The sequence below is a fragment of the Streptomyces sp. NBC_01525 genome, assembly GCF_045040405.1.
Classification (GTDB): Bacteria; Actinomycetota; Actinomycetes; order Streptomycetales; family Streptomycetaceae; genus Streptomyces; species Streptomyces benahoarensis.
In genome coordinates this window covers 6,729,770-6,750,940 of sequence record NZ_CP109397.1, presented here as the reverse complement: position 1 = coordinate 6,750,940, position 21,171 = coordinate 6,729,770, and the positions used below count along the sequence as shown (strand labels likewise).

Here is a 21,171-nt window from a genome sequence, read left to right as displayed (position 1 = left end):
AAGCTCGTTTGGGGAGAGATCCGGAGGCGCAGCAGAGGGGGTCAGTCCCAGACCAGGTTGAGGGAGCGTTCGAAGTTGACGTATCCGGCACGGGCGAAGGCTTTTGCCATGGGGACGTTGCCGAGGTCCGTGGATGCCCTGATCCGGTCGACGCCCTCGGCGGCCAGGATGCGGGTGCCCTCGGCAAGGATCTCGTCGATGTAGCCGTTGCCGCGGTGTGCGGGCAGGACGCCGATGTACGCAATGATCGGGTGGTAGCTGTTGCGGGCCGGGATCACGAAGCCCACTGGGCCGCCGCCGTCGGGCAGTTCAGCGATGCGCCACCATTCGTGCGGGCTCTTGAACCTGGCGAACTCTCCGTCGTAGTGCCGTTCCGCCGCCTCGCGCGAGGTCAGTCCGGATGCCAGGTCCGCCTGGCCGTGGGCGTCGAGGGTGCCCTCCATGACCGGGGTCATCAGGGCGAGGAGGTCCTCGCGGTCGGCAACCGGGCGGAAGACGAGACGCCCCTTGGACTCCGGGAGCAGGGACGACGGGGTCCATTGCAGCCGCAGCCGCTCGACCAGCAGCCGTGCGCCCGTGCTCTCCAGCAGGCGCGTGCGGGACTCGACCACCTCGCGGGCTGCGGGGTCCTCACGCCAGTCGGGCGGGACGAAACGACCGTACTCCGGCAGTTTGGCGCCCGCCGGGAAGACGGCCGCCGTCGCTGTCTTGAACAGTCGCTGGCCGATCTCGTCGCGGTCGGCTTTGGGCAGCGTGTCGTCGATGTCGAAGAAGTCGAACTGCAGCGGGATGTCACCGCCTGGGGTCGTCCACCAGGCGAGCCGGGCGAGGAGGCGGTCGCCGTCCAGGGCCACCCAGGTCCACTCGGGGCGGCGGCATCCGTTTGCGAAGTCGTCGGTCAGTTCGTGGTCCAGGACGTAGGAGAGCCGACAGAAGAGTTCGATCTCCTCGGGGCCGGACAGAGGTCGGTAACTCACCGATGTCAGTGTCAAGTCAACTCCTGTGAACGGGTACAGCGCTCGGGACCCGGCAGGACGTGCCGGTCAGGCGCGCCGGATGTCCGGGCAGATGGCGGCGCGGGCCACCTGCCGATCAAGCCGATTCGAGGACCGGGCGGATTTCGAGCGCCTCCGGGGTGGGGAAGCCGCGGGCCAGCTCGATGGCCTCGGCGTGGTCGGCCACCTCCAGCACGAACCAGCCTCCGAGAGTCTCCTCCCCGCTGTGCACGGGCCCCTCGGTCACCGCTGCGGATCCGTCCGCCGTCTTGCGCACGGTGACAGGGCCCTGGTGCTCGGTGTCGAGGGCGTCGCCGCCCGCCAGCTTGCCCGCTGCCGCGAGCTCGCCGATCCACGTCTCGTACGCATTGCGGTAGGCATCGCGGTCGGCCTGGATCCGGGCGCGTGACGCGTGCGTCTCGAAGATCACGAGGGCGTATTTCATGAGGCATTCTCCTGTTCGGTGTTCCTGGTGGTGATGTTGGTGGTGGGTCCGATGCGGGCCAGCGCGCCTGTCTCCAGGGCCGTCCATAGGGCGCCGTCCGGGCCCACCGTGATGCCATGCGGTTCGGAGGCCGGGGTGGGCAGGTCGTGGGCGGTGACTATGCCGTCGGAGGTGATCGAGCCGACGCGGTTGCCGCCCCACTCGGTGAACCATGCGGTGCCGTCGGCGTCGGTGGTGACGGCGTGCGGCCGGGCCGAGCGGTCGGGCAGCGGGTACTCGGTGATCCGGCCGTCGGGCGCTCTGCGACCGATCTGGCCGGCCACGATCTCGGTGAACCAGACACCGCCGTCCGGGCCTACGGCGACACCCACCGGCGCGGCCGCTGCGGTGGGCAGCTCGTGGACCGTGATACGGCCGTCCATGCCGATGCGGCCGATGGCGTTGGCCTGGTTCATCGTGAACCACATTGCGTCCCCGTCCGCGGCGATCGCGGAGGGGAACGCGCCGGTGCACGGCAGCGGGTACTCCGTGACCGATCCGTCAGTGGTGAGGCGGCCGATGCGGTCGGCGGCGGTTTCGGTGAACCACAGCGCGCCGTCCGGGCCCGCGGCGATACCGAAGGGAGCGCACTGCGCGGTCGGCAGCGCGAACTCCGTCATGTGGCCGGCCGTCGTGATCCTGCCGATCCGGTGCGCCCGGTACTGGGTGAACCACAGGGCGCCGTCCGGCCCGTTACTGATGACCGTCGGACCGCTGTCCGGGGCGATCTGATGGCTGGTCGGCTTCTGCCCTGGGACGAGTCGGCCGATCTGGCCGCTGTGCACCATGGTGAACCACAGCGCGCCGTCCGGGCCGGTGGTGATCGCGTACGGGCCGCTGTCGCGACCGGACACCGCGTACTCTTCGACGGTCCGCGTCGTCACTGCTGCTCCAGACCTTCGGCGGCGGCGATGCGTTCGATGTCCTGCGGGGAACCGGTCATGATGGTGCGCGCGTGCGCGGTCACCAGCTCGACGGGCCAGTCCCACCAGGCGGCGCGCACGAGCCGTTCGATGTCGCTGTCGTCGAAGCGCTGTCTGATCGTTTTGGCCGGATTCCCGCCCACGATGGTGTACGGCGGCACGTCGGCGGTGACCATGGCGCCGGCCGCGATCACGGCACCGTCGCCGATCCGTACTCCCGGCATCACGGTGGCTCCGTATCCGAACCACACGTCGTTGCCGACCACCGTGTCCCCGCGGCTGGGCATGCCGGTGACGATGTCGAGGGTCTGCTCGGCCCACTCCCCACCAAACATGGTGAAGGGGAAGGTGGACACCCCCATCGACGGGTGGTCGGCGCCTGCCATCAGAAATCGAGTGCCCGTGGCGATCGCGCAGTACTTGCCGATGATCAGCCGTTCCGGACCGTAGGCGTAGAGCACATTGCGCTGCACGAAGTCGGTCGCGCCGTCGGGGTCGTCGTAGTAGGTGAAGTCACCTGCCACGACGTTGGTTCCGGCGACCAGTGGCTTGAGGAAGACGACCCGCTCGTGGGCAGGCAGCGGGTGGAGCGTGGCCGGGTCAGGTGTCCGGGCAGCGCTCTGGTCGGATGGCACGTGGGAATCGCTCCGTGGGGGTTCGTGCGCGGCGGCCGGGGCCCGGGGCGTGAGGCCCAGGGCCGGTGAGGCACGCGGCTTCCGCGCGGTCCGGGTTTTGCGGGCCGTCGGCTGGATCGAGCGAGCCGATCCAGCTGTCTCGTGCCGGTTCATGCTGTCACCTGTGGGGGCGGCTGACCGGCTCGGCACCCAGTATGCCGAGCGAGCAGCCTGGGAACAACGGCCGATCTTGTTATGGTCGTTAACCCAGAGGTTCATGAATTCGGGGGCCATGAGGGAACCGGGGGCGGAATGGAACTGCGGGACATAGAGATCTTCCTGATGCTCGCGGAGGAGCTCCACTTCGGCCGCAGCGCCGAACGCCTGCATGTCTCCCCAGCCCGCGTCAGTCAGGCGATCAAGAAGCAGGAACGCGTCATCGGCGCTCAGCTCTTCGAGCGGACCAGCCGCCACGTGCGGATGACCCCTGTCGGAGAGGTGCTGCTCCAGCGGCTGAAGCCGGCATACGAGGGCATCCAGGAAGCCATAGCTGAGGTGACCACCATCGCCCGCCATCCGTCCGGCACGCTGACGCTGGGGGTCATGGGTGCACAGATGCATGACATGCGCCCGGTCCTGACCCATTTCCGGGCCGGCCACCCGTCCGTCGAACTCCGGTTCAAAGAGGTGTTCTTCAGCGATCCGTTCGGAGCCTTGCGGGCCGGTGAGGTCGACGCGGTGGCCACCTGGCTGCCGGTTCGCGAGCCGGACTTGACCGTCGGGGTGGTGCTGCGCGAGGAACCGCTCCACTTGATGGTGGCCGCGGACCACCCGCTCGCCCGGCAGGAGTCGGTGAGCGTGGAGGTGCTCGGTGACCACATCGTGCCGCGCCTGAACGGCCCTCTTCCCGCCTACTGGGAGAGCGCGGTCCTGCCGGCCCGCACACCGGCCGGACGCCCTGTCCGCCGCGGCCCGGCCGTCTCAACCTTCTACGAGATCCTTGCCCTCGTCGCGGCAGGTGACGTGGTGTGCACGGTCCCCGACGAGGGACGGCGCTACAACGCGCAGCCCGACGTCGCCTTCCTTCGCCTCCACGATGCCCGGCCCGTCCAGTGGGCCCTGATCTGGCGCACCGACAGCGCGACCCCACTGGTACGCGCACTCGCCGAGGCGGCGACGGACTGCGGGGACGCAACGGAGCGACAGATACGGGATGTGGCGGCGTCGGTGCTGTCGTCCGTGACACCGCCCCGCCACCACCCACAAGCCAAGGCGAGCGCGACCAGCGACCCCTGCGGCGTCATCGCCTCCTGCACGTCCACCAGGCAGGCAGCCAACCCGAACCGCACCGTTCCCCAAGCCAAGAACGCCTCCGGCTGAAACTGCAGCTGATGGCACTCCGATTCGGTCCGTCATCCCGAAGGGTGAAGCCCAGCAACCTTACAGAGGACACGAACGCCTGCTTCGGCGGGCCACAGAGTCCCGCGCTGACCCGGCTCAAAGCCACGCGTCCAGCACGGGACACATCCACTGCGCAAACAAGCACGGCATCGAGGTGATCAGCCTGTTCCACGAGAACATCGGCCGTGTCTGGAACTGGGCCACCGACCCGCTCACCGCCTTCGCCGACCATCCGAGGGCCCGGACCTCTCTGCGTCCCGCACCATCCGCGCGCATACGCACTACACCGCCCAAGCCCGTTCCCGTCGCCCCGAAGAAGACCAGCTCCCCCCCGTACCGCCACCCGCCCGTGATGTCCCCGCTTCCCGTTCCCTGGAGCCTCCTCTGATCACCGCTACAATCGCCCGTCGCCTCCACGAGGGCCTGGTCCATGGCTGACGCACAGATCTTCCTGTCCCACAGCCGGGTGGGCATCGTCGCCATCGCCGTGGGCGAGCGGTACCCCTGGGCACGTTCCGCTCTCGCGGAGAGCGGCTTCCGGTTGGGTAAGGACGGCGTCTACCGTCTGCCAGCGGATGCCTCCGGCGCCACCACGAGCGACTTGGTGCGCTGTGCGGTCCGGCACCGAGTCAGTGTGCGCACGAGTAGCCGACGGTACGTCGGTGACGCTGCCCGGGATATCGCGAGCCTGCTGCCCGGCCGGTGGAGGGCACGCGTCGAGGTCTACTCCCACCCGGTCTGGCAAGAAGACCTCGTGCCCTGGGTGTGGGACAGCAGCGAGCTCGGCCGCGTCCTCCAGACCGAGCGGATCCCCTACGCCGCCACCCTCATCGACGCGGTGCATGGCACGACGCTGCTGCTCGTCGAGCGCCCGGGTCGTCAACTCGACTACCGGCTAGGGGCTTTCGGGACCGAGAGGCTCGACGAGGGGTACGGCGATCCGCACGCGCCGCGCAGTATTGTCCTGTCGCCGCTTCCCGGCCGGGCGGCCCATGCTGTGGTCCACCGGTATCTCCCCGCCTACGAACACGCCGTCCACGCACGCCGGACCACGGCCATCACCACTGCGCTCCAGGACATCCGTGCCGAGCACGACGCATGGCAGACCATGGTCGCCTCCGGCCGCTACAGCGACGACACCCCGCTCAGCGCCGCTGCCCTCGGCGACGCGGCCCAGGAATTCCTCGGCCGCTCCTGAAGCCGCATCCTCACCGTCGTGCATCATGCTCCGGCGCTGCTCCAACGGTGCCGCCCCGCCAGCAGCCCCTGGCCCCAGGACGCCGAAGCCCTTGTCCGGCTGGCCGGCGCCCTGACCGACGCCAACACCCTGCTCGACGACATGACCGGCGGAAGCCCGCTCCCGGCGCAGGAGCGCAACGCCCGCGTATGGGCGGTCGTCGAGACCTGGCTCACCGACAGCGAGCCCTTCCTCCGCCAGGCCCGCGTTAGCGCACCGCACCGCCGCCCGGCTCTCGCCCTCTCCGCGCCGGCACTCCCCCTCGGCCCGGCCCGTCCCGCGCACCACCGCTGATCTGCTCGACCACCAACAACGTCAGGAGCCCCGCCCTGGCCCCCGGCCCCCTCTTCATCTTCGGCACCCATAAGGAGCACGGCTTCGTCGCCTCCTTCACCTCCTCGATCCCCCTGCACCTCGCCCACTGGTTCCTGTCCCGCGAGCAGTTCGAGCCCGTCCCCGGCCGGCCTACGCTGTTCCGGCTCAGTGAGCCCGAGCGTGATGGCCCCCGGCGTACCCGTCAGGCCGTCCACGACCTGCGCCACCAGGGCTACGCCGTGCACGCCGACTTCGTTCTCGACGCCCCTGCCTCGGTCGGCCCGTCGCGTCCGGCCCGTCTGGAGCACCGCAGTCGCCTCGCGCGGGCCGCCGCTGTCCGAACGACGCAGCGCGGCATTCCGTCCGACCGACCGATCCCGCCGCCGCCCGCCTACACGCCCACCGTCCACCGCACGGCCTCGGCGCCAGGACGATCCCGATGACGTCCGGACCGTCGGCACGCGACCTCGCCCACCGGGCAGGCGATTTTCGGCTGCGGATGTCGGTCATCGACACGGAGGCCGAGCAGGCACTGGACACGGCCCGCGCGACCGCTACGGCCGTACCGTCCACCCCGCCGCGGCAGCAGCCGCTCTCGCCCGCCGCAACCAGGACGCCGTCGAGGCATACACCCTGCACCTCGCTCCTCACGCCGATGCCCTGCTCGATGCCGCCCACCACGTGCTCGACGGACTACCGCCCGCACGGCACATCACCGGGTGGCGGGCCGTGCTGAACGATCTCCGCGCCGCCACCGCCGAGATCCGCCAGGCCCTCGACCGGCCCGCCGCCCCCGGCTCGGCAGCCGAACGCGCGCAGCATGCGACCCTATGGCCCCACCTCGGCCTGGGCGGACCACGGCATCATCGCCGACAACCTCGCCGGTCAGCGGCCCCACAAGATGCTGCTGACCGGCGACGAACAACAGCAGTGGACCGCGGCGGCCCAAGCCGCTCAGAGGCGGACCTTCGCCGGTCGACCGGGCCCGACCGGGCAGTAAGCACCTCATCGTCGACCGGAACGGAACCCCGCTCGCTGTCTCTTTGACCAGCGGAAACCGCCACGACGTCACCCAGCTCATGCCTCTGCTGGACGCGATGCCCCGCATTCGCGGCCTGCGCGGCCGACCCCGCCACCGGCCCCGTCGGCTGTTCGCCGACCGCGGCTACGACTTCGACAAGTACCGCCGCCTCGTCCGGGCTCGTGGCATCACACCCAAGATCGCCCGCCGTGGTGCCCTGCACGGTTCCGGCCCGGGCAGGACCCGATGGGTCGTCGAGCGCACGTTCGCCTGGCTCGCCGAGTAGCCGAGGGGATTCTCACCCCTCGGCTCTCACAGATCCGTACGTGACAGTCTCCCGTCATACGGCTCTTGTCGTCCTGATCATCAGATCGATACGACTGCGGTGGTGCAACGCCAGTGCGCAAACATGCGGGGGTATCGCTGGGCGATCTCCTGCATCTTCACGATGGCCTTCCGCTTGGCCGCGAGCCGCTTGTACTTCTGGCGGATCCAGCGCACCAGGTAGGTGTTGATGCGCGTCAGGAAGGGATGTAACTCCCAGGGCCGGAAGCGGCCGTAGTAGTTGATCCATCCCGCCACGACAGGGTTGATCCTGCGGGCGAGCTCGTGGAAGGACAGTTCTGAGCGGGTGTGCAGGTGCCAGGACCTCACCTCCCGCCCCATCTTCTTCAGGGCATCCTTGCTGACCGCCGGATCGAACGACAGGAACAGATTCCCGTGCCGACTCCGGTTTTTCCTGGCACGGAAGGTGTATCCGAGGAACGTGAACGCCGTGTACCCAAAGGCCCGTTGACGGTCGCCGTCCTGGCAGTACACGATCCGGGTCTTGGCCGGGTGCAGTTGCAGTCCGACCTCGGCCATCCTGTCCGTGAGCGCGGCCAGCACCTCGCGGGCCTGACGCTCTGTGACACAGTGCAGCACCGCATCGTCCGCCTACCGCTCGAACCAGACGGTCGGAAACTCCCGTTCCATCCAGGTGTCGAACGCGTAGAGCTCGTAACACGATCACGAGCGGGCTTTCTTGAGACGTCTCCAGCAGATGAGGCTGCAGGCGAGGGAGACGAAGGCGTCGTGGAGTTCAGTGCGACGCTCCCATCGGACAGTGAGGCGTTTGAAGTGGTGGAGCAGGGCGAAGGTCTGCTCGACGACGTAGCGGAGCTCGCCCATGCCCTTGATGTTCGGTGATCCCTTGCGGGAGATGACGGGCAGGATCCGCCGGTGACGCAGTTCGTCACGATGGACGTTGGAGTCGTAGCCCTTGTCGCCGAGCAGGGCTTCGGGCCTGCGGCGGGGCCGGCCGGGGCGGCCCGCGACGGGCGGGATGCCGTCGACCAGGGCGAGGATCTGGGTGACGTCATTGACGTTGGCCGCAGTAGCGATGACTTTGAGCGGGGTGCCGCGCCCGTCGCAGATCAGGTGATGTTTGCTGCCTGTCTTGCGCCGGTCGACCGGCGACGGACCGGTGTCGGCACCCCCTTTTTCGCCCGGATGTGTGAACCATCCACACACGCCCGGGACCAGTCGAGTTCGCCGGCCGCGTTTAGCTCCGCGAGCAGGATCCGGTGCAGCCGGTCGAAGACGCCGGCCTTCTGCCACCGGTCCAGACGCCGCCAGCACGTCTGACCCGAGCCGAACCCCAGCTCCAACGGCAGGAGTTGCCAGGCTATGTCGTTGTAGAGGACGAACAGGATGCCCTGGAGGCAGAGTCGGTCCGACACCGGCCTCGGCCCCGGCGACCGCTCCGGCCAGGGCGGCAGCAGCGGCTCGATCAGCGCCCACAAGTCGTCATCCACGATCCACGGCCGAGTAGTCACACCATCACGAACGGCCGAATCCTCACACCGGTCACGGCCAACCAGGACGATTCAGCAAGATCGTGTTACGAGCTCAAAGGGCCACAAATCCTTCATCTCCCGCACAGCACCATTTCCAGAAGCTGCCCTACAACCAACTCCTTTTCATGTTTCAGGACACAACACCAGTGATCAAGCACCCGGCGGGGGATCTCGGGGTGAGAGTTCGGACGGCCTGCGTCTCAGCCTGCGCTACCAGGTCCAGGGCGACGATGCGTGCGTAGGTACCTGGTGGTCGGCTCGCCGCTGCCGCACCGTACATCGACGCGGCCCGACGCCAGTCGCCGAGCGTTTCGAGGGCCTTGGCCGTCCGGCTGTGAACGGGTAACGGCGGGCGGCCCCATGGCAGTGCCCAGAACGGCACGCCGTCGCCCTTCTCTGAACTCATGACGGTGCGGGCGCGACAGCCAATCTCTGACCCCAGCTCGCCCCAGGACGAATCGGGGGGGGCGGGATAGGATCCGCTGCCATGGGCCATGTGATCTCCACTGTGCAGTCGGTCCCTTACTACGCCCAGTGGGCTTCAGCCCATCTCGTGGAAGACATGGTGACCGGCCGGATTCCGGCGAGCGAGGATCCGGCATGGGCCGACTACGGAGCCACCAGTCCTGAGGAGTACGAGTGGTGGTCGTGGCGCCTGTGCGGAATTGCGTGTCTCCGGATGGCGTTGGAGCACTTCGGGCGCACAGTTCCGTCGCCGATGGAGCTCGCGGCGGAGTGCGTCACTGCCAGCGCATATGTGAAGCACGACGATGGACTCCAGGGGCTGATATACGCGCCATTCGCCTCCTGGGTCGAGGCCCGATTCGGCCTGGTCGCCGAGGTCAGGCCCAGTCTCCCCGCTGCGGAGATTCCCGATATCCTTGCCCACGGGCGGCTCGCGATGCTGTCGGTCCATCCGTCAATTCGCCATCCCGACGCCGAACCACCGCGGGCCGGAGGCCATTTGGTGCTCGCAGTCGGCGCCACCGAGCAGTCCCTGGCGATCCACAATCCTTCCGGATATCCAGGCGCATCCCAGGAATACGCCCAGGTGCCGTGGGACCGACTCGGCAAGTTCTACGCGAATCGCGGCGTCATCCTCGGCGCCGGGTGATCCGCCGGCCATAGCGGATTGCGCTGCTACCGCGATGGTGCACAACGCCGCGCATACGCCCCACAGCAATAGCACGCTGTGTTCGAGGAGCCGGATTCCCCTGAGCGGCGCAGCGGAGCATCGCTCCGCCCCCAAGGCCCAGGTGCTCGCCGACCAAGCGGAGCAGTACGTCGCGGTGTGGGCCCGCAAGGGACCTTCCGGGGTCACGGCCCGTCATGCTCGCTCAGCCCCGCAGAAACGACGGAACACCCTCTGCTCGCCCGGGGCGGGCGACGCGTCAGGCGCGCGCCCGCCCCGGCTGGAGTGTGATGTGCCAGGCTCCGCGGGCGAGGACGGTCGTCCCGTCGGGGCGACGTGGACCTCGGCGCCGCGTACGGGCAACTCGTCCTACGTGAGCCGGTAGGCCCGGATCTCGTCGAGGCGGTCCCGCAGGCGTTGGCGGCCGCCCTTCCGCACGCTCCGGGTCCGCCCCTTCGGTCAGCGTCGGACGAGGCGCGCACCTCATCCGCGTCCGCCGGCTCTCAACCCGTCTCGTCGCGGCCATCGGCTGGTCGGTTGAGCTCGCGAATGCTGCCCCGGAAAGCTGAGGCATACCAGAGCCCACAAAGGCCGCCGACCAGTGACATGGGCATGTGCCGCACGCAACCGAGCAACGTTTGCGGCAGTTTGCTGCGTAATTGTCGCGATGAGCGATCAGTTGTGCGGGCATACCCGCATGATCGGTCGCCCCACACAGTGCATCCGGGCCCATGCAGCCCGGACAGACAACGTCGGCACCCGCACCACACCGGAATCACCACACCGGGCATTTCAGGGCCCTGGAACCGTGTGTGCGGTGACGCGGTGACACAGCGATGAGTGACCGATGTGCACGCAAGAGCGGCCTGACACGGCATGACATGACGGGAGGAGTTTCTGCTGCGAGATCCATATCCATGACACTTCGTGAGGTGCACCATGACTGCCGGTGACTTGGACCCGTCCTTCGGGACGGGCGGCAAGGTCAGCATCGACTTCGGGGCGATCTCCATCGCCAACGCGGTCGCACTCCAAAGCGACGCAAAGCTGGTGCTGGCGGGCCGGGTCGATGATGTCAGCACCGGGGACTTCGGAGTGGCCCGGCTGAACCGCAACGGCGGCCTGGACACCACTTTCGGTACCAGCGGGAAGGTCGTCCTTTGCCTCAGCGCGGCGGAGGACGTCGCCCCCGCCGTCGCCCTCCAGAGCGACGGGAAGATCGTCGCAGGGGGCTTCATCGGCGAGACCACGGGCCTGGCGAGCTTCACCGACCCGGTGGCCGGAGACTTCGCGGTCTACCGGCTCAACGCCAACGGGACACCCGACACCACCTTCGGTATCGGCGGCGCTGTCCGCACCGACTTCGCCGGCCTGGGCGACGGCGGCCGTGCCGTCACCCTCCGGACAGCGAACAGAATCGTCCAGGTGGGCGGAGCAACGACGAACCACCTCAACTTCGCCGCCGCCCGCTACAAGACCTGATCTCCCACAACCCAAGGACGCCGGCACAGCCCCGGGGCCGACTCGGAGGAAGCCCACCGCCGTGCCGGCCCCGGCACCCCACAGCGCTCCTCCATGACCGGCCCAACGACCCACTCACCATGGAGGAGACAGTCTCAGCCGGGTGGCCGGGTCACGGCAACGTGACCCGGCTACCCGGCTACCCGGCTTGAAGCGTCAGAATGTGGCGCGGCTCCGGCGGGAGGGCGTGGCTCCTGTCAGCTCTGCTTCCTGAACGCCTGCTGGGCCAGCAGGTCGTCGGCAGGGAGCACGTTCCTCTCCTCGCCGGAGGCCAGGGCTTCTTCGGTCCGGGCGGATGGCTCCGCCGGGCCGGGGCTCGTCAGGCGCTTCGCGTATGGCGAGCTGGGATGGGCGGCAAGCAGGCGCACCCGGCCATCACCGGAGCCGCGTGGGGAAATCGGCACCACCGCAGCCGGGAGGCCGCTGTCGTCCGTCACGAACAGTGCGAAGTCGTCGTACCGGAAGTGGTCGATGTCCACGATCGGCTTGGGGTAGTGGTGGTACCCGGCGGTCTTCGGGAGCACCCCTGAGTGGGTGCCGGCGGGCAGTGGCACCGAGGCGTTGAAAATCGAGTCCGTCCACTCGGCCACCTGATCTGCGGTCTCGATGGGGGTGTCCAGGAGCCGTTGGCCGTCGTCGTAGCCGAAGCTCGCATAACCGGGCAGGGTGTCCGGGAACGCTCCGACCACCCGCGCGGCGTAGCGGCGGACGTGGTCCACCTTCGAGGGATCCGCGCAGAATTGCGCCGACCACTCGATTCCAAGCGGCAGAAACAGGCACAGCCAGCCGTCGCTGTCCTTGACCCACACTCCCCCACCGTGATGGTCCTGGTACGGTCCGGGCGCAAACACCCAATCACCAGTTGTCCCGACGAGGTCGCCCATCAATTTGCGGCTGGCCCGGTACTGCGAACTCTCGGTACGCGGTGGATGGTCTGCCACGGAGATGGTCCACGGAAAGTCTTCGTGCTCTGGGTGCCCATGTTCCGGGCTGGTCATGGCGATCTCCTTGGCAGACTGTTCAGCTGGCGGGGAGAGCCCCTGGCGAATCGATCCATTGCAACGGCATTTCTCCGATACGGTTGCGTCGATTCTGCGGCTCTGCCCTTACGCGAGGAACCGGCATCCGCTCCTCAGTAGGGATGGGGCGGCAGGTTCGGGTTTGCCTGTTGGACACGTGAGATGTCTCCGTACCTGCGCCAGATGTAGTTGATGGCCGCCGCGATATTTGCCAGTGGGTCGTAGATCAGATGGGAGGTACCCTCTTCGTGGTTCTCGGCGAATGTCACGGCAGTCACCTGTGCGTAACCGCGTGAGCAGTTGAAATGCGCCCCGTCCGATTGTACGGCTCCCGTTGCGTTGACGTCGTGCGGGTTCACCGCGTTCGAGTTGAAGGACGACTCCCGGAACATAAGAGTGAGCAGGTTCGCGTGATTGCTGACCCCGGTGATCCAGCTCGACGGGGCACCGGTCATGGTGCATACCTGTTCCGCGAATCCTCTCGCTGTAGCCTCGTTATTGGGCATAGCAGAGTTTTTCGAGAACCGGACCGAACTCGTCGAAATGGCGCCCGGCTGCCGGCAATCCACCCCAAACCCCGATTTGCGGCCGAGCCTCGTCAGGGAAGAGCAGCCGGGGAACCCGTCGGCATCCGAGCCAGTGAGGCCCAGTGACCTCTGCCAGGCAGCATATGCGGACCTGGTCTGTCCCTCATAAATTCCCGTGACTCCCGCTGGAAGGCTGAATCCCGCAGCTACCAAGGCACTTTGGACGGATTTCACGTCGTTGTTGCGTTTGCCGAAACGGACGTTGGAAAGGAAAACCACCTTGCCTCCTACCCCTTGCGACCTGCGGTGGGGCAGCACCGACCACGGCGCACACCACTGGTGATCCACCACGACCAGGTACCGGCCGACCCCACGCAAATGGAGTGCATCCCAGGGATGCCGTGGGTTCGTCAGCATCCCTGGGATACCGCTGGTTTGTCGTCGCGTCAGACGAGGTGAGGCACGTGCAGCCTGTCCCAGCTGGACTTACCCGGAACCCCGTCGGCGTCGCTGCCCGAGAAGCCGAGCTTGCCCTGCCAGACCGCGTAGGATTCCACGTCTCCCGATTCCCATACGTCGGTCTCGTCACCGGGTGGGTACCGGTTGCATCCTTCAGCGATGAGCCGATTGTGCATGGCCGCGATGACCGGCGACTTCTGGCCGGTGCGGAAGAAGGCCGGACCGGGGAACGGCTCGGTGGCCCGCGGCTGCGTCACGAAGACAGGCCATGAGCCGGGATCGACGTGGTCGTTCTCCGGCACGTGGGCGTGCGCGTACCAGCCGCCCTCGGACTCCCACTTACTCTCGGGGCGATGCGCGGTGAAATCGGTGGGCCGACCCATGGGCCAGGTGTTCGGCACTCCCCAGGAGTGAACCCATGCGTTGAGTTCTTCCCATCCCTTGCACGGGGTATCGGCCAGATTGGCGTACACCTTGCCGTCGACACGACAGTGCGGGAAGAACAGCGCCTCGATCTGGATGACGACCTTGCCCGCGCGATTGGTGTGGGTGCCGCCGGCCAAGTCGCGTAGGGCCTTGCTCCGGGACGTGGCGGGGAAGAACTGGGCGAAGGCCCCGGTGAAGGGGTTCCACAGGAGATGCGGGGCCATCCCTATCCCGCTGTGCGTGAAGAAGCTCTTCAGATTGGCGAATGGCACCAAGTCCTGCGGAGCCGCCGCGCTGGCGATGCGGTCCGCCGTGATGTGGGCGATCGCTTTCGCCGGGAACACCGGGTCACAAGGAGCATGGTCACCGACATCTGCGTTGATGGCCTGAGGCATCCATATATCGGGCATGGTGAAACTTCCTCCTGCCTGCCGTCGAGCCCAGGAGTTGAAGCGGTGAGGGCGTACCGGCTGATAACTCCAAAGCCTCATAACGGCGTTCCGGAGTCGTCGGTACAGAGGTACCTCTCTGGGCATGTGCAATGCTTATTCGATTCTCTTACGGGGTGCGTGGTTCAGCCACTGGTGGGGCAGGCCGGAAGATCGATCGGGGGCCATTCGTCCCGTCCGGCGGGCAGAGACACGCACCTCAGCCGCTCGGGCAGGCCGATTACCCCGCTGGTCCGCTCCATTGACGCACCCGGGCATACACCCGTCGGCAGAGCACTTCGCGCAGAGCAGGTTCGTGGGGCTCCCCCGCCTGAGGGCATCGTCCGCCGAGTGGCGGCACCGGGGGCACCCAAGCTGCATCATCGTTGCCGACCCGGTTGATGCAGACGGGCCGGCAGTGGCTCCGTCCCGGCCCGGCGCTGCGGCTGCACTACTCCATTCCGCCCGCCTGGGCAGGCCATCAGGGTGGTACTGAGGCCGGCGCATGGACCTCGCTGCCGGTGCCGGGGACCTCTTCCGTATGCATACGCCCCTCCCCCAAGACGGGGAACGCCGAGTGCCGAAGCCGGGCAATTGCTTCTGCACCATTGTGCCGCCGTTCGTCCTCGAGAGACTCGCCGAGTCGGACGACCCCAAGGTGAGCGAGTCCGCCCGGGCCACCCTCGAGGCTGACGCCGAGGCCGCGTTCCGGGCCTTCCGGGTCGAATCGCCCGGCCTCATGACGCCGGCCGCTCCAGCAGCCGAGCCCCGTCTGGAGCGGACGATCTTCGACGCCCACCACGGCCTCGGGTTGCCCGGCGATGTGGTCAGGCCCGACGGGGCCGATCCGGTCGCGGACGGCTGCGTCAACCGCGCCTACGACGCCCTCGGCCTCACCTTCAACCTCTACAAGGAGGCGTACGGCCGAAACTCGGTCGACGGCAACAACATGCCGCTGGACGCCAGCGTCCACTACCGCCGCAGCTACAACAACGCGTTCTGGGACGGCGAACGGATGGTCTTCGGCGACGGTGACGGACAGGTCTTCAACGACTTCACCGTGGCCGTCGATATTCCCGCCCACGAAATGACCCACGCGGTCACGCAATTCACCGCGGGGCTCGTGTATCAGGATCAGTCGGGCGCCCTCAACGAGTCGATCTCCGATGTATTCGGCTCGCTGGCCAAGCAGTTCGCCCGACGCCAGACCGCCGAACAGGCGGACTGGCTGATCGGTGCCGGAATTTTCACCCCCACGGTGCAGGCGCAGGCCCTGCGGTCGTTGAAGTCTCCGGGCACGGCCTTCAACGACCGCCGGCTGGGCGGTAAGGACCCCCAACCGGACAACATGGCCGCATTCGTCGAGACGAGCCAAGATGACGGCGGAGTCCACACGAACTCGGGCATCCCCAACCACGCCTTCTACCTTGTCGCGACCGGCATCGGCGGCTTCGCCTGGGAGAAGGCCGGCCAGATCTGGTACGACACGATCACCTCCGGCGAACTGGATCCGAACGCCACTTTCCAGGATTTCGCCCGAGCGACGCTCGCCGCCGCGGCAAAGCGCTACGGCAAGGGACTGGAGTACGAGGCGGTCCTCAAGGCGTGGTTCGAGGTGGGTGTGAGCGGGAACAACAATGGCTGATCTGGTTTCATCCCGGCCCCTGAGCTGCCCGGTCGCGCCGGCGCCATGCGGATCCGGGTGACCAGGAGCGGCGGCCTGGCCGGGTTGACACGCCAGGTCGAGCTGGACACCTCCGGCCGACCTGACGCAGCCGAATGGGAACGCCTCGCGCTCGCCGCCATCGCCGACAGCCTGGCCGAGTCCACCCCTGGTGTGCCGGACGGCTTCCGGTACACCGTGACCGTGGACGACCGCACCGTCGAATTCGCCGATCCGGGCCTCAGCGAAGCCCAGGACGAACTGGTCGACCGTGTGCTTCGGGAAGGCACATAGACGCCGCCTGCCGGGCCTCCTCACCTTCCCATGAGCGTCGGCGCACGGCGCATTCCTCGCGACGCATCCGGGTCGAGCACGGCATCGCGCGCCTGAAGAACTGGCGAGCCCTGGCCCGTCACCTCGGCCAGCTCCCGAAGCCACGGTGGAAGTGGTTCTTGGAGGTGTAGCAGTCCGGTTGCGGGGCATTCGGCGGAGAGTAGCCTGGAGTTGATGTTCTGCCAGTTCTGGAGGTAGGCGATGTTTCTCCGATTGCTGCGGCGCCGTAAGCCGCATCGGCTCGTCCTTCTCGGTAACGGCCGTCTGATCCGCGGCTTCAGCGGCGGGCTCTACGACGGTCACGGATACCAGTCCTGAAACCGTTCACGGTGGAATCCTGGAGGATATGCGGTGGCAGAGGACAGTGATGCCCTGGCAGCCATGGCAAGGGCCCTCTCACCGCATTGCCGTGTCACCCGGATGTCCGACGGGGCACTGATCGCGGACTGGAAGCGGACGCGTTTTCTCGGATTGGCGACGACGGAAGTCCAGAAATTCACTTCCGGAATCCCTGAGGAACGCGCCGAAATTATCTCCGGTCTTAGGCGTGCCGGGTGCGCGGCGGGCCGCCGGAAGAAACATGCGGACGTCGGCGTCGGGCTCCGGTTGGGTGGAGTGCACGTGCTGATCCGGACCCTTGGATTCGGGCGCGTCCTGCGGCTGCTGCCCTTGGCCGCCCCGGATTATGCCCGTGCGGACCTCCCCTCCGCGGAGGAGGTCGGACGGCTGAAACGAGCAGTGCAGTCACACAGCAGCAGAAGCTGGTTCGTCAACGGCGACTGCAAGTCCGAGGCGGTGACGGCTTTCGTCCTGCTGCGGCGGCGTGGCCTGAAAGCCGTACTCCACGTGGGTGTGCGTGAACACCCGTTCGCCCTGCACGCGTGGACAGCCTCGGGCGGTGTGTGCATCCCCGACGCCGATCCGCGAGGGCACGCCTTCACGCCGGTGCTCTCGTTCGGCTGCGGAGGACAGTGACATGGATGCGCTCCGCCTCGAATGGGCCGGGGGCGCACCGAGGCTCCTGACGAGCGAAGCCATGGCGCGTCAGGGACTCGTGACGACGGTCTCCTCGCGGGCCGGCACCGCGGCCGTCGTCGGCTGGGTCGGCTCGGCCCGTGACCGGGCGGCGGGCGCGCGCGGCCTCCTCGACTCCGGCGGGCAGGGGGCCGCCCCGCCTGTGCCGGCCGGCGACTACGCGGCTGTTCTGGTGTACCGCGACCGCATCCTTCTGACGCGCGACGAGCAGGCACGCATCCCGCTGTTCTTCAGGGAGTCCGGTGGCCGCGTGAACGCCGTGAGCACCTCGGTCCGCTGTCTGGGGAGCGTCACAGAGCTGGACCCCCGCTACTTCTGCCGCTACCTCACCGGGAACCTGGCGCAACCGCACGCGGACCTCACCCCTTTCGCCGGGGTGCACCGCGTCCTCGGCGGCGAGGTGGTCGAGCTGTCACACACCGGGCAGATGCGCCGTCGTACGCTGCGACGCGCCCGTCGGGCCACTGACCCGCCCGAGCCGACTGCCGTCGGCTCCTGCCTGGCTGAGGCCGCGCAGGAGTTGCGTCTCGCGCTGGAGAACGCTGTCGGACGCCGTATGGGCACGACGACGGCATGCCATGTCTCGGGCGGCACCGACTCCACCAGCGTCGCGCTGCTCGCCGCACGCCTGCTGGCCACGGAACGGGGCGGCGCCGGGGAGGACCTGGTCCTGCTCGCCGGGCGATTCTCCCGCGGGGAGCTGGCCGCGGAGCGGTCGTACCTCGACGTCGCGATGGAGGAGATCTGCCGTCACACCCCCGCGGCCCGCCCCGTGATCGTCGATGCCGACGACGTGGCCGACTTCGACGACTTCCAGCACCACGCGGGAGACGCCGACGAGCCTCATGCGCACGCCTTCCGTGCCCCGTTCTGGGCCAGGCTGCACGCCGCGGTCGCGGAACTGGGCTGTGACACGCTCCTGACCGGCTGCGGGGCCGATCCGATCGTGGACGCCAACCCGTTCCACCTGCACAGGCTGGCCCGCACGGGGCAGCTCCGGCAGATGACCGAGCAGGCACGTGCCTGGGCCGCGGGAAGCGAGCGGGGCTTGCGGGACATCGTCCGCACCTACGTGGTGCAGCCGACCGCGCCGCTGGCAGCCGAACGGATCACCGCGCTCCTCCGCGGCGGAACCGTTCTCGGCGGCCTCGGCACCTTCAACCGCCCCAGATGGCTGCGATCCGGATTCGCGCGCGCTCACGGCTATCGGGATGCGGGCGTCGCGGAGAGCCGGTTCGTGTTCGGGCGCAAGCCGGAACGGTCGCTCTACGACGCCGCCAATTACGTCGCCGCTCCCGACCTGGTGTCCTGGCAGCGCGCACGACGGGACGGGTTCTTCCTCTCGCACCCCTTCCTCGACCCGGAGGTCGTCGCCACGATGAGCCGCCTGCCCGCCGCAGCCACGTTCCAGCCGGGCCGTCCGAAGGCCGTTCTCCGTGAGGCCATGGCGGATCTCCTCCCGGCCCCGATCCGCGGCCGGGCGGTCAAGGTGCCCTTCAACGACCTCTACTCCCGCGGCCTGCGGATACACGGCGACGAACTCATCGCCCTGTGCCGCTCCGCCCGACATCCGCTGATCGCGGAGATGTTCGACGTCGAGACGCTGTGCCGGGCCGTGCGGGAGGCCCAGCTCGGCCTGGGGGACTCGTATTCCTGGGATCGCGTGAACAGGTCGCTCGCCCTGGTGGCTTGGCTGGAGCGACTGGACCGGCATTCCGGCGCGCCCGACGCGACGGTGCCCGTCACCGCTGGCTCTTGATGTCCCACAGGGTCCGCTCGACCGGGCCGGTGAACAGGTCGACGAGGCCGTACCGGCCCACCAGTTCGCGTGCTTGCTCAGGGGTGGCGATGTTGTCTTCCTCGCCTTTCCGCCCAATGGCTGTCTGCACGCTCGCGCCGTGCGTGCCGAACCTCCAGTAGACGGTGACGAACCGCGGATCCCTTGTGCGTTCGTCGATCGCATTGTTCTCGTGCACCCTGGCACGGTAGATGAGGGAGTCCAGACCGCTCTTCTGTTGCTCCTTCACCCATCCGGGGACTTTTTCCTTACCCCAGGAGTACGCCACGAAGTCGAGCGGTGGCTGCAGCACCAGCCGGTCCTTGCGCGCGAGGCTCGCGGTGGCATAGAACGCCACCTGGTCGTACGGCGTGTCCTTGGGCAGTTGCACCACCACTTTTGTGGCGAAGGTGTCTTTCGACTCAACCCATTGTCCATAGGGCATCCACGGTTGTGCTTCGACCAACTGCCCGGGCTGGTGAATCTCCCGGCGGGAGAGCGGGTTCACTTCCGAGGACTTGCGCCACTGCTCGGCATCGGTTCGCCACTGCTGGCGAAGTCGGTCCTCCCGACTCAGCGGAACCTTTTTCCCCATGACGTGGAACTCGGTGCCGAGCACGTAGAAACCCACGTCGCCGTTGTTCTGGAGGGTGATGTCGACCGGTACGGCGAATGCCTTGCGGTCCTTGCTCAGCACCGCCTTTCCCATGGACAACGTGATGAGCGGCCTGGTTTGTCGCTGGAACGGCTGGTAGAGGTCCTGGTAGCCGAAATTGGCGATCGCGATGACCGAGGAGACGCTCAGCGCGGCGGCCACCCGCTTCGGAGCGGGGATCACGACCGACGTCCGCCACACCGCGAAGACAGCGCACGCCGAACCCGCCGTGAGCGCGCCGAACAGCGCCGGGTAGGCAGCGGAATCGCCGTTCTTGACGGTCTGCACCAGGAGCATGGCGTTGGTCAGCAAGGCCGCGAACGTGCCGATCAGCGCAACCAGGCCGGAGTAGGGGAAGGTCTGCCGGATCCAGTGGTCCAGGACCGCGGCGGTGCCCACGAGCGTGGTGAACGAGACCACGAGAAGGACGGCACCGGTGATGCGACCGGCGAAGGTCAGATCATGGACGAAGTCCTCCAGGCCGAACCGAGCCAGCAGCAGAGTGGTCATGAGGAGGACCAGCACGATCACTGCCAGGGCCACCCGCGACTGCCAGGTTCCCAGCGAGGGCCCTCGCATTTTCGGGTGCGCGCGGGAGTCAGCCCTGGGGGGAGTTTGCACGCGGTCACCTCCTGAGGCCGCCGGTCATGCCCTACACGTGTACAGCACGGACTCAGGAGATCTGCCGCCGCGCCGAGGGTTCGAGCACCATCGTCCGCAGCGATCCATCGGGTCGCCATCCGTATGCCCCCGGACGTGCGAGGGGCGATGCCGACGGCCTGGCAGTGGGCAGCCTTACAAGGGAAGGCCACCGCGAACGCCGTACCCCCGGGGCGGCTCGTCAGGGACCGTGCCACCGTGGGCGATGGCCACCGCTTGGCCGATCGCGAGACCCGAGCCGGTGCTGATGTCTTCTCTCTCACGCGATCCGGCGGTGCCCCGCGGAGTCGCCGGGCGCCCGCGGTGTGGCGGAGGCATCCGGCCGGCAGAGCCGGACCCCCAACGGGCGGTCGGCCAACCCCGACACGTAACGACCGCACCGGCGACCATGAACACGAACGGCACCAACCACCGGCTGTGGCGTTCGACGGCCTTGACCGTTCTCTCCCGGGAACCCGGCCACGCTCCGGCCGGACACCACACCGCGGCCCCGGCCAGGAACACGCTGACGGTCACCACGGTCCCCGACCGAACGCCACCAGCCCGATCAGCCCGATCAGCCCGACCCACCGCATGGGTACGGCCGCTGAACCGAGGGCGGGCAGGGGGAGGGCCGAGCCGGAACCGCGGGCGAGCCGGTGGACCCACGATGTTCGCCTGCGGCCGGCGGTGCGGTGAGCGTTTGCCGGACCCTCCGGACGGCGACAG

20 protein-coding genes and 2 pseudogenes are annotated in these 21,171 nt (G+C 68.0%); 11 read left to right on the top strand and 11 right to left on the bottom strand.

Annotated features, from left to right (window positions below):
• Nucleotides 1-41: 41 nt before the first annotated feature.
• From OG422_RS29100 to OG422_RS29085, 4 genes are all read right to left on the bottom strand, one after another.
• On the bottom strand, nucleotides 42-977 hold the full coding sequence (locus tag OG422_RS29100) for a GNAT family N-acetyltransferase (RefSeq protein WP_405747181.1): 936 nt from the start codon (nucleotides 975-977) through the stop codon (nucleotides 42-44).
• Between the two features lie 115 nt (nucleotides 978-1,092).
• Nucleotides 1,093-1,440, bottom strand: coding sequence for a YciI family protein (locus tag OG422_RS29095; protein WP_143940799.1), 348 nt, complete (start codon nucleotides 1,438-1,440; stop codon nucleotides 1,093-1,095).
• Nucleotides 1,437-2,363, bottom strand: coding sequence for a virginiamycin B lyase (locus tag OG422_RS29090; RefSeq protein WP_143940800.1), 927 nt, complete (start codon nucleotides 2,361-2,363; stop codon nucleotides 1,437-1,439). The genes OG422_RS29095 and OG422_RS29090 overlap by 4 nt, the downstream gene beginning before the upstream one ends.
• Nucleotides 2,360-3,037 carry a CatB-related O-acetyltransferase gene (locus tag OG422_RS29085; protein WP_405747178.1) on the bottom strand — a complete coding sequence of 226 codons (678 nt, stop codon included), beginning with the start codon at nucleotides 3,035-3,037 and terminating at the stop codon, nucleotides 2,360-2,362. Before OG422_RS29085 ends, OG422_RS29090 begins: the two co-directional genes overlap by 4 nt.
• Before the next feature lie 291 nt (nucleotides 3,038-3,328).
• On the opposite strand from OG422_RS29085, the gene OG422_RS29080 reads away from it, so the two are divergent.
• The 5 genes and pseudogenes from OG422_RS29080 to OG422_RS29060 all read left to right on the top strand — a co-directional run.
• Nucleotides 3,329-4,396: a LysR family transcriptional regulator gene (locus OG422_RS29080; RefSeq protein ID WP_405747176.1), complete on the top strand. Its 1,068-nt coding sequence runs from the start codon at nucleotides 3,329-3,331 to the stop codon at nucleotides 4,394-4,396.
• 451 nt (nucleotides 4,397-4,847) lie between these two features.
• Nucleotides 4,848-5,615: a hypothetical protein gene (locus tag OG422_RS29075; protein ID WP_405747174.1), complete on the top strand. Its 768-nt coding sequence runs from the start codon at nucleotides 4,848-4,850 to the stop codon at nucleotides 5,613-5,615.
• Nucleotides 5,616-5,633: 18 nt separating this feature from the next.
• On the top strand, nucleotides 5,634-5,948 hold the full coding sequence (locus OG422_RS29070; RefSeq protein WP_405747172.1) for a hypothetical protein: 315 nt from the start codon (nucleotides 5,634-5,636) through the stop codon (nucleotides 5,946-5,948).
• A gap of 841 nt (nucleotides 5,949-6,789) precedes the next feature.
• Nucleotides 6,790-6,969: a hypothetical protein gene (locus OG422_RS29065; RefSeq protein ID WP_405747170.1), complete on the top strand. Its 180-nt coding sequence runs from the start codon at nucleotides 6,790-6,792 to the stop codon at nucleotides 6,967-6,969.
• Nucleotides 6,932-7,267: pseudogene (locus tag OG422_RS29060) on the top strand (transposase); the annotation flags it as partial. The gene OG422_RS29065 and the pseudogene OG422_RS29060, both read left to right, overlap by 38 nt.
• A gap of 89 nt (nucleotides 7,268-7,356) precedes the next feature.
• On the opposite strand, the gene OG422_RS29055 reads toward OG422_RS29060, so the two are convergent.
• On the bottom strand, nucleotides 7,357-7,914 hold the full coding sequence (locus OG422_RS29055; RefSeq protein WP_405747168.1) for a group II intron maturase-specific domain-containing protein: 558 nt from the start codon (nucleotides 7,912-7,914) through the stop codon (nucleotides 7,357-7,359).
• Nucleotides 7,915-7,998: 84 nt separating this feature from the next.
• Nucleotides 7,999-8,807, bottom strand: a protein-coding gene (locus OG422_RS29050; protein WP_405747166.1) for an IS5 family transposase whose coding sequence is annotated in 2 segments (ribosomal slippage) — nucleotides 7,999-8,487 and nucleotides 8,490-8,807 — 807 coding nt in all. Because the reading frame shifts where the segments join, the coding sequence is not laid out codon by codon here.
• 508 nt (nucleotides 8,808-9,315) lie between these two features.
• Between OG422_RS29050 and OG422_RS29045 the strand changes: the two genes are divergently transcribed.
• Together OG422_RS29045 and OG422_RS29040 are read left to right on the top strand one after the other, a co-directional pair.
• Nucleotides 9,316-9,942 carry a C39 family peptidase gene (locus OG422_RS29045; protein ID WP_405747164.1) on the top strand — a complete coding sequence of 209 codons (627 nt, stop codon included), beginning with the start codon at nucleotides 9,316-9,318 and terminating at the stop codon, nucleotides 9,940-9,942.
• Between the two features lie 957 nt (nucleotides 9,943-10,899).
• A complete protein-coding gene (locus OG422_RS29040; protein ID WP_405747162.1) occupies nucleotides 10,900-11,442 on the top strand; it encodes a delta-60 repeat domain-containing protein in 543 nt (180 codons plus the stop codon).
• Between the two features lie 236 nt (nucleotides 11,443-11,678).
• On the opposite strand, the gene OG422_RS29035 is transcribed toward OG422_RS29040, so the two are convergent.
• From OG422_RS29035 to OG422_RS29020, 4 genes and pseudogenes are all read right to left on the bottom strand, one after another.
• Nucleotides 11,679-12,479 (bottom strand): DUF6424 family protein, encoded by an 801-nt coding sequence (locus OG422_RS29035; RefSeq protein WP_143939501.1) that lies wholly within the window; start codon nucleotides 12,477-12,479, stop codon nucleotides 11,679-11,681.
• A gap of 134 nt (nucleotides 12,480-12,613) precedes the next feature.
• Nucleotides 12,614-12,955: a transglycosylase SLT domain-containing protein gene (locus OG422_RS29030; protein WP_405748038.1), complete on the bottom strand. Its 342-nt coding sequence runs from the start codon at nucleotides 12,953-12,955 to the stop codon at nucleotides 12,614-12,616.
• A 195-nt stretch (nucleotides 12,956-13,150) separates the two neighbouring features.
• Nucleotides 13,151-13,444, bottom strand: a pseudogene (locus OG422_RS29025) (peptidoglycan-binding protein); the annotation flags it as partial.
• A 29-nt stretch (nucleotides 13,445-13,473) separates the two neighbouring features.
• Nucleotides 13,474-14,307 carry a peptidoglycan-binding protein gene (locus OG422_RS29020; protein ID WP_405747161.1) on the bottom strand — a complete coding sequence of 278 codons (834 nt, stop codon included), beginning with the start codon at nucleotides 14,305-14,307 and terminating at the stop codon, nucleotides 13,474-13,476.
• A gap of 574 nt (nucleotides 14,308-14,881) precedes the next feature.
• Between OG422_RS29020 and OG422_RS29015 the strand changes: the two genes are divergently transcribed.
• The 4 genes from OG422_RS29015 to OG422_RS29000 all read left to right on the top strand — a co-directional run bounded on the left by OG422_RS29015 (nucleotide 14,882) and on the right by OG422_RS29000 (nucleotide 19,130).
• On the top strand, nucleotides 14,882-15,985 hold the full coding sequence (locus tag OG422_RS29015) for a M4 family metallopeptidase (protein WP_405748036.1): 1,104 nt from the start codon (nucleotides 14,882-14,884) through the stop codon (nucleotides 15,983-15,985).
• 57 nt (nucleotides 15,986-16,042) lie between these two features.
• Nucleotides 16,043-16,297: a protealysin inhibitor emfourin gene (locus tag OG422_RS29010; protein WP_405747159.1), complete on the top strand. Its 255-nt coding sequence runs from the start codon at nucleotides 16,043-16,045 to the stop codon at nucleotides 16,295-16,297.
• Between the two features lie 390 nt (nucleotides 16,298-16,687).
• The gene (locus tag OG422_RS29005) at nucleotides 16,688-17,311 is read left to right on the top strand and encodes a lasso peptide biosynthesis B2 protein (protein ID WP_405747158.1); all 624 of its coding nucleotides are present in this window, start codon (nucleotides 16,688-16,690) and stop codon (nucleotides 17,309-17,311) included.
• 1 nt (nucleotide 17,312) lies between these two features.
• Complete coding sequence (locus tag OG422_RS29000) at nucleotides 17,313-19,130, top strand: asparagine synthase-related protein (protein ID WP_405747156.1); 1,818 nt, start codon at nucleotides 17,313-17,315, stop codon at nucleotides 19,128-19,130.
• On the opposite strand, the gene OG422_RS28995 is transcribed toward OG422_RS29000, so the two are convergent.
• Entirely contained in the window at nucleotides 19,114-20,313 is a 1,200-nt protein-coding gene (locus OG422_RS28995) for a hypothetical protein (RefSeq protein WP_405747154.1), read from the bottom strand. The genes OG422_RS29000 and OG422_RS28995 overlap by 17 nt on opposite strands.
• Between the last annotated feature and the right edge of the window lie 858 nt (nucleotides 20,314-21,171).